The organism is Enterovibrio gelatinilyticus (assembly GCF_028683095.1).
In the GTDB taxonomy this organism is placed as follows: domain Bacteria; phylum Pseudomonadota; class Gammaproteobacteria; order Enterobacterales; family Vibrionaceae; genus Enterovibrio; species Enterovibrio gelatinilyticus.
On the sequence record NZ_JAJUBC010000052.1, the window covers coordinates 1 to 11,423 of the forward strand.

Sequence of the window (11,423 nt, forward strand, 5' to 3'; positions counted from 1 at the left end):
CCCGCTGTTCTCTCCCGCTGTTCTCTGTCCCCGCAGTAATGGGCTGGGGCGTGGCGGCGATCGTGATGAGTGATGAGTGATAAGTGATGAGAGGGCGTCAGCTATTTAGAGTGTAATGGTTGGCCATCAACAATATGACAGTCACATCGTTTCAAAGCCAACCATTCATCTTAAATCAGCGTCTATGCATTTCAGGCGCTAACTCTATACTATTGATATTTAGGATTAAACCTTCCTGCCCTGCATGTTTTCTACGTTTGGTGAGCTCGCTGCTATAGCGATTCCGCTAAGGATTCGAACGCTTGCATTTTAACCTTGGATGTTTCCCTAGCTGCGTTTGAGGCGCTTTCAGCCGAAGAGAACACAGCGATAACAACATCCTTTTCTTGGTTGATATAGAGGAACTGCCCGAATACGCCGCGATATGTCGCAATGTTCTTGTCTGAATCATGCACCCAAAGGAAGTTCTTATAACCTTCTAAGTGTGGGTCGAACACGTTTACGGCTGCATCTTTATATACGCTGTTCATCATGTGTGTATTTTCTTCTTTGGTGATGTTGAAGCTGTCTTTCACCCACTTTTCAGAGAACACTTGCTCGCCGTTGTACTGACCATTGTTTGCCATTGCGAGGCCTACTCGAGCAAAGTCTTTCAATGTTGTATTAAAGCCGCCTGTCGCCACTGGGTTGTAGTTCATGTCAGTAATGAAGAATGCGTCATGCTCAACACCGAGTTTGCTCCAAATATTATCCGCGATGAACTCGTTGAGCGGTTGACCTGAAACGCGAGCGATAATCCAGCCAATTACGTCAACGTTGGGGCTGTGGTACTCAAACGTATGATTCACGGCTAAATCTTCGTTCTGCTTAAACTTTGGCGCAAAGCTCAACAAATCACGTGGTGTGTCTGTTTTCGTTGGATCTAATGCCAGTAAGTCGTAGGCAGGAATAAACCCTAAGCGGCGGAAGTACTCATAATGCACATCGCCCGGCGCCATGTTTACGTAGTCTTCGTTGTAATCAATGGCGGTTGTCATGTTTAGTAGAGCACGGACGGTTTGTTCACCAAAGTGCGAGCCTTTGAGTTCATCAATATAGACACTGACTTTTTGGTCAACGTCGACTTTGCCTTGTTCGACCAACAAACCCAACGCCTGACCAACCAGAGATTTGGTGCTTGATGCCCACATATGATGGTCTTTGGCAGTGAAATCCCCGAAGTACTCTTCGTGAAGTATCTTGCCGTCTTTCAAAATGATGTAGCCGTCAGTGTTGTCATGAATCATGGCATCACGGAATGTCAGTGTTTCATTACCGTAAGTCAATTTGTGTTCAGCAACGTCCGGATTTAGCGCCTGAGGGATTTCATTTATGGCGCCATCACGAGGAACCATAACACTTGGGTGAATGCCCATATTCTGGAAAGCCCACTGGTTAAACGGCGCGTGAGTCCAGTTACTTAGTGTGACTTGTTCATCCGCCTGCGCAGGCACCGTAGACATTGGTTTGATATCCGCAAATGCGCTTGTAGAAAAGAGGCCCGTGATGATAAGAGTGATTATTGATTTTTTCATTTGAATTCCCCGTTAACAATCTTGTGTGTACGGGAGTAGATTAACTTGTTAAATTCGAACATATAAATCCAAAATGTACGCTTAAACAGTACAAAGGGGTGGCGATGATTTCGATGGAACAAGTGGCTTGCTTCACCAGTGTTTACGAGCTGCAAAGCTATAGCGCTGCCAGCAACAAATTGGGGAAGGCTCGCTCAACGGTGAGAGAGCGCATCAATGCCCTTGAAGATATGATGGGTGTAGAACTATTTTCCATCGAGGGAAAGAAGGCCGTACCGAATAACATAGCGCACCGTCTTTACCCGCGAGCAAGGCTATTGGCAAGGCAATCGCTGGAGTTTGAAAACATTGCTCTGTCGGCTTACAAAGGCGAATTGAGCAATATCACCGTGTATCACGACAGCGCCATTCCTACCAACCTGTTGTTGAACATCGAGTTAGAAATCAAATCCCTTCATCCACACATTATCATTAATTGGCTTCAGAGAGACAGGCACCATTGCCTACAACAAATTGAAGACGGAGACGCGCTGTTCGCGATCATGCCGGGGATGGGAAACCTTCACCCAAGTGCGGGTATCGGTAACATCAACCTTGGTGAGTTTCCATTGAGTATCTTCACATCTGTTCATTCAAGCATTCCAAATGCGCCGGTATCTATCGCTGAATTGGCTACGTTTCGACAGCTTGTCACTGAGAATGATATTGCCAATCAACTCAGGCACACTAAGGTTAGCCACGAATATGAAGTAGTGACCTCACAAAACTTACTTATTGAAAAACTCAAGCAGGGCGGATGGACAGTATGCTCGCCAGAACTGATGACGCAGCATATAAAAAACGGAGATATTCGAGAAGTCGAGTTAGAAGAAGCGCCGAGAGCAGTGCGACAAGACTGCATCTTGTTCTACAACCTGTCCTCCAAAGCCTCTGAACAAGAATCGGAAATACTTGATGTGGTAGCGAAGGTCGCAAAGAAACTAGATTTGTAGCAACGGATTGGATCGTAGAGACTGAAGGCGTCGTATCACTTCTGTGAATAGCGGAAAGTGCATGATACGGAACATGAACGGTATGGAAAATGGATGAGTAGATAAATGGATGGCTAGAGAAATGGAAGACTCCCAACCCCTAAGTCTTTTTGAAAAGGGTTTTCGAAAGCGATTTACGCTTTCAGATGAAGAGTGGAATGCCTTTATTGAGGAGGGAATGCTTCGCACATTTACAAAAGGGGAGGTACTTTTTCACGCGGGTGATGTTGCGGATAAACTCCGATTCGTCTGCTCCGGTACATTTTGTAATTACTACCTCACGCCAGATGGCACACGAAGAAACAAATCGTTTTTGCAAACGGGCGATGTATCGGCAAGCCTCACTTCCTTTGTGGCATCTCGCCCAACACGGTTCACCTGTGAAGTGTTAAACGAAGGTATATGCTTTGAAATATCTGCGTCATGCTTAAAGCAGTTGAGTGAGAGAAGCCCCGGGTGGAAAGATGCGTTTCTTGCCATGGTAACGGCCCTTGCAATGAAGAAAGAGCAAAGGGAAGCGGATTTACTGCTCCTATCACCCACTGAACTGTATCTTCAATTTGTCGATGGTCACCCTGATTTGGCCGATTCTTTACCGAATTACCATATTGCCTCGTACCTTGGGATCACTGAAGTATCGCTGTCTCGTATCCGCGCGAAACTCGGGATGCAAAATGCTTATCAACGTCAGTAGCTTTCTTCGTTGCTAGACCTAAAGTTAGCGCTTCACGCACAGAAAATTCTCGCGTTTTAACATGTGTTAATTTGTTTCGGTTTTTGGTTCATTACGATGAGTGTCATATCATTCAGATAGGGACACTTCATGAAGCTAACCAACAAATGTATTGTGCTGACAGGCGGCACTTCCGGCATCGGGCGAGCGCTGGTGGAATGCTTGGCCGAGACAAATCAACTGGTCGTGATTGGTCGGGACGCCAAGAAACTTGACCAACTGAAACGCGATTGGCCATCAGTCGTCACATACCACACCGATCTTTCCGATGTAAAAAGCGTCCATTCCGTCGCACATTCTATTCAGAAACAGCACCCCAAAATCGATGTTTTGATAAACAATGCCGCGGTTCAATTTACACCATTTTTTACCGATGATCGGTTCGAGTTTGATTCCATTCAGCACGAAATTGACACTAACTTCACCTCGGTGTGTGCATTAACGCATGGCTTGTTGCCTTCACTGTTGGCAGCGTCCTCATCGCGTATCGTGAATGTTAACTCCGCCCTTGCGTTAGTGCCTAAAGCATCGTCTGCGATTTACTGCGCGACCAAAGCTGCACTCAATATTTTCTCTCAAAGTTTACGTTATCAATTCGAAGGCTCAGTAATTGGGGTTCAGCAGGCATTTTTGCCGCTGGTGGACACAAAAATGACCTCAGGTAGGGGTAAAGGAAAGATCAGCGCGTCGGCGGCGGCGTTAGACATCATTGGGGGTGTCGAGAGGGGAAACAGGGATTTTGATATTGGGATGACGCGGTTTTTAAGAGTACTGCTCGCTATCGCCCCCTTTGCCGCGAAAAAGCTGTTGAAGGGGTCATAAATGACGTTGAAGCAAACAGTGATTGCCATGATTTTAGGAGGAATATCGATGAGTGTTGATGCGTTAGAAAACAGTGTGGAAGTGCGGGTAAAGGGGATTGATACCAGCCGACCAGGGCAAATATTGGTGATGTTGTTTCAAGAGGAAGGGTTTCCTAAAGCGCATGATAAAGCACTTCGCATTCTGCGTTATCCGTCTACAGAAACTGAGCGTGTTGTGGTGCTTAAAAACGTCCCCACATTGTTCGCGATTAAAGTGCTTCATGATGAAGACGAGGATGGCAAAGTCACCAAAAATTGGACGGGCATCCTTCCCAAAGAGGGCTTGGGGTTCTCCAAAGGGGCACGTATTACCTATAAAGCGCCGAGTTTCGCTAGCGCACGCCTATCTGTTGCGGACCTTGAAGAAAGCAATACGCCACATGACATCACAATGCGTTATCCCTAGGAGGGCTTATGACATCTCTCATCAAACTCATGAGCCTCATGGCCATCTTTTTTGCCTCAACGTTTTTAGTGGTCAACGGCCTTGGTTGGCTGTCGATTGAAAGCATCGAACGCTGGCTGACAGCCGCAGAGTCTGTGAGTGCCTTGGTGGTTGCAGCGATTGTAATTTCACTGCTTTTCTTAGACCTTTTTATCGCCGTGCCGACGCTTTCAATCATGATGTTAGGGGGCTACTTTGCAGGGCCATACATTGGCGCTCTGGCAGCATTTATCGGCACATTCTTGGCGGGTGTGGTGGGCTATGGGTTGAGTTATTTTTTTGGTGACCGACTGCTCAATGTGGTGATTAAAGACAATGCCAGACAGCAAGATCTTCGTCAAAAGTTTCGCGAACACGGCGTGCTGATGATTCTTCTGTCCCGCGCATTGCCGATTTTGCCTGAAGTAACCGCCTGTATGGCTGGGATCAGCCACATGAAATTCCTGACATTTGTTCTATCGTGGGTCACGGTGACATTGCCGTACACACTCATTGCAGCTTACGCGGGGTCGATCAGTTCCCTCGATAACCCTAAACCTGCCATTTTGACCGCCGTTTTACTGACGTCTTTCTTCTGGTGTGGCTGGTTACTGTTGAACCGCTATGGCTTTCGCAAAACGGTTAGCTCGGAACGTTAAAAACTGGATTCAACGTTTTAGGGAAGCGCGGTGTCGCTTTCCTCATCATTTAACCAAACGCTTCTTCATGTTGTGGCTTACTACGTGAAAACCCATGCGTGCTTTGGTGCGCATTGTTGGGTAAGCGTTTTTTGATGAGGAAAAATTGGGACTGATGCAATGAAAATAGAGTTAGCAGGATTTTCTCTCCATCTCTTTCCTTTAACGCTATAGAAAGCGCGCCTTTTCCGTTTTTTGTCTCAGAAAGTGTTCGCGAAATGATAGAAAACTATCATAGCGATGAGGGTAAACATCATGTTGCTGAATGCCGTTCATTGACGATTTGTCTGTGTGGTTCACATACTTAAACCCGAACAATCTGGGTCCTGCATCTTCAGGTTGTTTGGGTATATATCGAAGAAGACGGATAAATTCAGAGGTAATGAGAATGGAAACGAAAGTACCTGCAGTAACACCTCATCTAAAACGTATGCTAACAGTGGCAACGGCGGCTTTGGTCATTGGTATGTCTACCATGGCGAGTGCGGCTGACCTTAAATTGCGTATGTCCGCGTCTGCCTCGGCAACGGACCAGCGGGCAGTTGCGATGACGGAAGTATTTGGTGCCGAGGTTGCGCCTTTTGCTGATTTTGAAGGACATTGGAACAGTTCATTGTTCAAACAAGGCACGGACCTTGAGGCCATCGCCCGCGGTAACCTTGATATGACCATTACGTCCGCGCAAGAGTTAGCGGAGTTTGTACCTGAATTCTCAATTTTTTCGGCGGGATACGTACACCGTGATGCAGAACATCAAAAGCGCGTTTTTGCGGCTGACTTTATGGACCCACTCAAAGAGCAAGTTGAAGACCTGCTCAACGTCAAATTGCTGAGTGTGATGTATTTGGGCCGTCGTCACGTGAACCTGCGGACAGACCAAGACGTTAAAACGCCGGCAGACCTCAATGGTGTGAAACTCCGCATGCCGGGCAGTGATGCATGGCAATTCCTTGGCAGAGCGCTCGGGGCGAATCCAACGCCCATGGCATTTGCCGAAGTCTACACTGGCCTGCAAACTGGCGCTGTTGATGGACAAGACAACCCACTTCCAACAAACAAAGACGCCAAGTTGTACGAAGTGACGAAGCAGATTGTGTTAACCGGTCACTTGGTGGACTTGAACTACATCGCTATCTCTAAAAAGGTGTTCGATAGCCTGACACCAGAGCAGCAAGCGATTGTCCAAAAGGCGGCTGACGATGCGGCTGAATCGGCGCGTCAGAAGCAACTTAAGCTAGAAGATGAACTTGCTCAGTTCTTTATCGACAAAGGCCTGAGAGTGTATGAGCCGGATTTGCAAGCCTTCCAAAGCACGGTTCAAGCCGCCTATCTAGAGTCTGATTATTCCAAGCAATGGCCTGACGGTTTGCTTGAAAAAATCAACGCGCTGTAATCAGCAAACGTTCCCATAACAATGCTGCTGCACTGATGTTGCCATTGCACACAGTGTCGCGGCAGGAACGGCGATCTTAGGCCCACTCAAATGCATAGCGTGATTGTCTTCGTGGGCCACCTTTCAAAGAGCAGATGATTGGCTGCCTTGTCATTTCAAGGCAGGGGATGAGTGCGCCTTAAATGCCTGAAAATGGCAGGACGGAACATGATGCGTGCCAACATGGTTCATACGAATGAGTGAGGGGAGAAAGTGATGAAAAAATTTCGCGTTGGCTTGATCGGATGTGGCGTGATCAGTGATAAGTACTTAGCGACCAGTCAGGTGTTCGACATGATCGATATGGTGGCCTGCGCCAGCTTAGATTGGGAAGAATCCAGCCGTAAAGCCGCCGCATATGGGATTCCAAAGGTGTGTACACCTGAAGAGATTATTCGCGATCCCGACATAGATTGTGTGCTCAATCTAACGATACCTGCGGTGCATGCCCAAATCACCTTGGCCGCTTTGGAAGCAGGGAAGCACGTGTATTCAGAGAAGCCCTTTGTGACAGACCTTGAAGATGGCAAACATATTCTCGCGTTGGCCAAAGAAAAAGGCCTGTATGTCGGGAATGCTCCTGACACGTTTCTAGGAGGGCGGATACAAACTTGTCGCAAGCTAATCGATCAAGGCGTGATAGGTAAACCCACCGGTGTTGCGGCGTTTGTGCCAACGCGCGGTGTGGAAAGGCATCACCCGAATCCCGACTTTTATTATCAACCCGGTGGCGGGCCTTTGTTTGATCTTGGGCCCTATTACCTTACCGCGATGATTGCTTTGCTAGGGCCTGTCCAACGCGTGTGCGGCATGGCCAAAAAAACCTTGAATGAACGATTGATCGAATCACAGCCACGGGGAGGAGAGAAAATCCCTGTCGATGTTGATACGCATGTCAATGCGCTATTGGCCTTTGATAATGGCGTGCAGGGTTCGTTAATGACCAGTTTTGATGTCTGGGATAGCCAAACCCCGCGATTAGAAATTTACGGAGAGCAAGGCACCTTGTGCATTGCTGACCCTGATCCCACCGATGGCATCAACATTTTCGGTGGCCAAGTGCTTTACAAAACCCGCGAAACGGCAAGGTGGGTTTATCGCCCTCGTGTGCCAAATCTCGAACATTGGCAGGTCGCAGAAAACACCCACAACTTTAATGAAGATACACGAGGCATTGGGCTGGTGGATTTGGCCTATGCCGTGAAAAACCAACGCCCTGCGCGTGCAAGTGGGGAGATGGCGCAGCATGTTTGCGAAATCATGTTTGGGATCCTCAAATCATCGAAAACTGGGCAGTTCAGTGAAATAGAAAGCCGTTGTGACATTCCAGCGCCATTGCCTGTTGATTTCCCTTGGAGTGAGTAACGAAATGAGTGTGACGACCCTTGATTTTTCCGAGCCATTTTTCACGGTGAAATACGTGACGGACGAGAAAAACATCCCCATCAATGAAAAAACCATCGTGCTGAATTTGTCTGAGCAGCCCCTTCAGATTGAAAGTCAAACGCTGAGCACGTTTCAGTCCGTGATTGCCCTCAACACCGTGATAACCAACATGCAGAAAGGCGTGTTGGTTGAGCGGTTTGCAAGTTATGACGATGAACCCGCCTTGCTCGATGCAGTGCGTAAACTGTGGCCGCTAGCCTATGAAATCCGCAGAGAAGAGCGTTTAAAAGGGGTGGGGCATTACATGTCGCCCAAAAGCGCCATCGGCAACATTCAATTCAGCATGTATTTCGCCTCTTCCGTGCCGCTTAACGTGGGGTTACACAAACATCACGTGCACTTGGGTGGGGAAGAGCCACAAGAAATTCATACCCAAATCGTCGGTCTCGGCAAAATGCAGCAATGCACAGAGAAGGATTTATCCACGCTGTACGTTGAAGAACTGATGGCGCCGGGAACAACCCATAAGCCTATGTTCGATGATGCGTTGAACTACCCGTGGCACCAATACGAAACGATTACCCCAAGCATTTTTATGGCGATTGAAGTGTTGACATCCGGCAACAACATTCCGCGCTAGAGAACGCACAAATATCAAGCATTGAGCAATAAAATGAATACCCAAGGAGATTTCATGGCTAACACACTTCTTCCTGCAGGCATCGACTTTGACGGCCCTTTCCCTCGCCTACAACGCAGGCTACGTATCGGTATTGTTGGTGGTGGGCGAATTGCCGTGACACAAGCCATGGCGGCGCGTTTGAGCGACCGCTGGGAAGTGACAGCGGGGGCGTTATCGTCAGATCCCGTTCTCGCAAAAGAGCGAGGCGAACAATGGTTCTTGCCCGAAGATCGCTGTTATTCCTCGTATCAAGCCATGGCAGAAGCAGAATCATTACGCGATGATGGGATTGATGCGGTAATGATCACCACGCCCAACCATGTGCACTTTGAGGTAGCGTGTACCTTTTTAAAAGCGGGCATTGATGTGCTGTGTGATAAGCCGTTGACCAATGATTATGCCGAGGCTGCTGAGTTAGTGCGTCTGACCGAGGAAACGGGTCAGGTGTTTGGCGTGTGTTATGCCATGTCATCCTTCCCGATGATTCGCCAAGCCCGTGAAATGGTAGAGAGCGGCATGATTGGCAAGGTAGTACAGATCCACGTTGAATTTATGCAAGATTGGATGATCCCCGAAGATGTTGCCCAAGCCGACCACGTGAAATGGCGATTGGACCCCGCAAAATCCGGCGCGACGAGCTGTACGGGTGATATCGGTACGCACGCTGCACATCTGGCCTCTTTCGTCTCTGGGCTGTCGATGACGCATCTTCGCGCTGAAATGCATGTGTGCGGCGCACCTAAAGCGCTGGAAGACACCGTGTTTATGATGACGCGTTACGAAGGCGATGTGCCGGGCACGCTGATGGCAACACGCATCGCGTCAGGCAATCGAGGTGGGTTGCGCTTGCGCGTATTTGGCAGCGAGGGCGGCATAGAATGGGACATGGAACACGCTGAATACCTCAAATATAACCGCTATGGCGAACCAGACCGTGTGTTAAGTCGAGGGCTAGGCCATGGATTAACCCCGAATGTAGAACGGCTTATTCGCACAGGTCGCGGCTTTCCTGAAGGTTTGATAGAAGCGTGGGGCAATCTGTACACCGAGTTTGCATTGGCAGTTGCTGCCCGTAAAGACGGAAAGCAAATCCCCGCTAACTGGCTGTCGTATCCTCGTGTTGCAGAAGGCGCACAAGGCGTGAAATTCATTGAAGCGGTTGTCACTTCCCATCAGGCAGGCGGTGAATGGGTGTCATGTGAAGTAGACTCGCAATGAGCAAGATATGAAAAGGTGACTTGATGCAATAAGGTAAATAGGCACCACGCTGGCTTTGGTGTTTGCCATGTTTGATGGCGAAATACGGTTCTGATAGATTTCTTTCAAAGGATGACGGTTATCTATCTCGTTGGAGGGCGCATCGATGACACGGAAAGTGACAATCAAACAGATCGCCGACAAAGCGGGCGTGAGTGTTGCCACGGTTGATCGCGTGATCAACAAGCGCGCGCCCGTCAAAAGCGACACCATTGAACTTGTGCTGAGTGCTGCCGCTGAACTAGGTTGGCGAGCATCAACGCCCATCAACTTGAGCCACAACATACTGACTGAACAAGAGCGCGTGCATTGCGGCTTCTTGATTCAGCGAAATGTCTCGCCCTTTCTGGTTGAAGAACTCAAACGCTTAACGAAAACATCCTTGAGTTTGTCTGCGACGTTTAGCATCGAAATCATAGAAGATCTCGACCCTAAAAACGTTGCGAACAAGATTCGAGAATTTAGTCAGCGCGTTGATGCCCTCGCGATCACGGCCATTGATCATCCCTATGTCTCTGAAGCAATTGATAATGTGAGTGAGAATAACGTTCCTGTGGTCGCGCTTTTGTCCGACATTACCTCGCCAAACCTTGCAGGATACATAGGGACAGATAACCGTAAACGCGGACGAACAAGCGCATGGGCAATGCATCACTTTTGTGGCAAAGAAGGGAAAATTGGCGTACTGATTGGCAGCCATCGTTATGTGAGCCAAGAAGATCGCGAAATCAGCTTTAGAAGCTATTTTCGTGAAAAAGCGCCGTCGTTTACTGTCCTGGAATCCATTGTTTGCCTGGATGATGCAGACTTGGCGTATAGGGCAACGTTACGTCTACTTAAAGAACATGCTGATTTGGTTGGCGTGTTCAGCGCAGGAGGAGGCTCAGCGGGCATTATCCGTGCATTTGCCGAACATTGCGGTGACAAGACAACGACTCAAGGTGAAACATATCAAAACAAACCCTTCTATGTATCCCCCGAGTTAACCCCCGAAACACGCAACGGGCTTATTGGCGGCGCAATCGATATGGTGATTTCAGCTGACTTCGCGCAAATCGCCCAAACCGCTGCGAAAATGCTGATAAGCCGCAAGCGCGATCCTCGCTACACACCCAAGCAATTCGTTATCTTACCTTTCTCTGTTTACACCAGTGAGAACATTTAGTCAGGGCTTTAAGTCTGATGCTGATTGTTGAACGGGGTTTAGTTATTAGCAAAAAATGGTTGGCAATCAAACAATATGAAAAATTATTTTTTTATAGCCAACCATTCATCGTTACTAAGCGTCTTTGAGCTTGAGGGCACCGAATAAGTACGACTGATAACATATATTTTTCTACAAC

General features: G+C 48.1%; 11 protein-coding genes. 10 read left to right on the plus strand and 1 reads right to left on the minus strand.

The window, feature by feature from the left end:
* Positions 1 to 272 precede the first annotated feature (272 nt).
* A complete protein-coding gene (locus LRP50_RS24695; protein ID WP_274167057.1) occupies positions 273 to 1,574 on the minus strand; it encodes a serine hydrolase domain-containing protein in 1,302 nt (433 codons plus the stop codon).
* Between the two features lie 104 nt (positions 1,575 to 1,678).
* Between LRP50_RS24695 and LRP50_RS24700 the strand changes: the two genes are divergently transcribed.
* From LRP50_RS24700 to LRP50_RS24745, 10 genes are all read left to right on the plus strand, one after another.
* On the plus strand, positions 1,679 to 2,566 hold the full coding sequence (locus LRP50_RS24700; RefSeq protein WP_274167058.1) for a LysR family transcriptional regulator: 888 nt from the start codon (positions 1,679 to 1,681) through the stop codon (positions 2,564 to 2,566).
* Between the two features lie 121 nt (positions 2,567 to 2,687).
* The gene (locus tag LRP50_RS24705; RefSeq protein WP_274167059.1) at positions 2,688 to 3,299 is read left to right on the plus strand and encodes a Crp/Fnr family transcriptional regulator; all 612 of its coding nucleotides are present in this window, start codon (positions 2,688 to 2,690) and stop codon (positions 3,297 to 3,299) included.
* A 129-nt stretch (positions 3,300 to 3,428) separates the two neighbouring features.
* Positions 3,429 to 4,160, plus strand: a complete 732-nt coding sequence (locus tag LRP50_RS24710) for an SDR family oxidoreductase (RefSeq protein WP_274167060.1) — start codon at positions 3,429 to 3,431, stop codon at positions 4,158 to 4,160.
* Positions 4,161 to 4,607: a DUF2141 domain-containing protein gene (locus LRP50_RS24715; protein ID WP_274167061.1), complete on the plus strand. Its 447-nt coding sequence runs from the start codon at positions 4,161 to 4,163 to the stop codon at positions 4,605 to 4,607.
* Positions 4,608 to 4,615: 8 nt separating this feature from the next.
* The gene (locus tag LRP50_RS24720) at positions 4,616 to 5,284 is read left to right on the plus strand and encodes a TVP38/TMEM64 family protein (protein ID WP_274167062.1); all 669 of its coding nucleotides are present in this window, start codon (positions 4,616 to 4,618) and stop codon (positions 5,282 to 5,284) included.
* Between the two features lie 469 nt (positions 5,285 to 5,753).
* The gene (locus tag LRP50_RS24725; RefSeq protein ID WP_420791251.1) at positions 5,754 to 6,716 is read left to right on the plus strand and encodes a sialic acid TRAP transporter substrate-binding protein SiaP; all 963 of its coding nucleotides are present in this window, start codon (positions 5,754 to 5,756) and stop codon (positions 6,714 to 6,716) included.
* A gap of 255 nt (positions 6,717 to 6,971) precedes the next feature.
* A complete protein-coding gene (locus LRP50_RS24730; protein ID WP_274167064.1) occupies positions 6,972 to 8,120 on the plus strand; it encodes a Gfo/Idh/MocA family protein in 1,149 nt (382 codons plus the stop codon).
* Positions 8,121 to 8,124: 4 nt separating this feature from the next.
* On the plus strand, positions 8,125 to 8,781 hold the full coding sequence (locus LRP50_RS24735; protein ID WP_274167065.1) for a hypothetical protein: 657 nt from the start codon (positions 8,125 to 8,127) through the stop codon (positions 8,779 to 8,781).
* A gap of 54 nt (positions 8,782 to 8,835) precedes the next feature.
* Positions 8,836 to 10,041 (plus strand): Gfo/Idh/MocA family protein, encoded by a 1,206-nt coding sequence (locus tag LRP50_RS24740; RefSeq protein WP_274167066.1) that lies wholly within the window; start codon positions 8,836 to 8,838, stop codon positions 10,039 to 10,041.
* Between the two features lie 145 nt (positions 10,042 to 10,186).
* A complete protein-coding gene (locus LRP50_RS24745) occupies positions 10,187 to 11,245 on the plus strand; it encodes a LacI family DNA-binding transcriptional regulator (protein WP_274167067.1) in 1,059 nt (352 codons plus the stop codon).
* Positions 11,246 to 11,423: the final 178 nt, after the last annotated feature.

Excerpts from the sequence above, each read along its gene's own strand:
- LRP50_RS24700 (WP_274167058.1), top strand. The coding sequence starts at position 1,679 with ATGATTTCGATGGAACAAGTGGCTTGCTTCACCAGTGTTTACGAGCTG.
- LRP50_RS24725 (WP_420791251.1), top strand. The coding sequence starts at position 5,754 with ATGCTAACAGTGGCAACGGCGGCTTTGGTCATTGGTATGTCTACCATG.
- LRP50_RS24730 (WP_274167064.1), top strand. The coding sequence starts at position 6,972 with ATGAAAAAATTTCGCGTTGGCTTGATCGGATGTGGCGTGATCAGTGAT.
- LRP50_RS24735 (WP_274167065.1), top strand. The coding sequence starts at position 8,125 with ATGAGTGTGACGACCCTTGATTTTTCCGAGCCATTTTTCACGGTGAAA.
- LRP50_RS24740 (WP_274167066.1), top strand. The coding sequence starts at position 8,836 with ATGGCTAACACACTTCTTCCTGCAGGCATCGACTTTGACGGCCCTTTC.
- LRP50_RS24715 (WP_274167061.1), top strand. The coding sequence starts at position 4,161 with ATGACGTTGAAGCAAACAGTGATTGCCATGATTTTAGGAGGAATATCG.
- LRP50_RS24710 (WP_274167060.1), top strand. The coding sequence starts at position 3,429 with ATGAAGCTAACCAACAAATGTATTGTGCTGACAGGCGGCACTTCCGGC.
- LRP50_RS24745 (WP_274167067.1), top strand. The coding sequence starts at position 10,187 with ATGACACGGAAAGTGACAATCAAACAGATCGCCGACAAAGCGGGCGTG.
- LRP50_RS24695 (WP_274167057.1), bottom strand. The coding sequence starts at position 1,574 with ATGAAAAAATCAATAATCACTCTTATCATCACGGGCCTCTTTTCTACA.
- LRP50_RS24720 (WP_274167062.1), top strand. The coding sequence starts at position 4,616 with ATGACATCTCTCATCAAACTCATGAGCCTCATGGCCATCTTTTTTGCC.
- LRP50_RS24705 (WP_274167059.1), top strand. The coding sequence starts at position 2,688 with ATGGAAGACTCCCAACCCCTAAGTCTTTTTGAAAAGGGTTTTCGAAAG.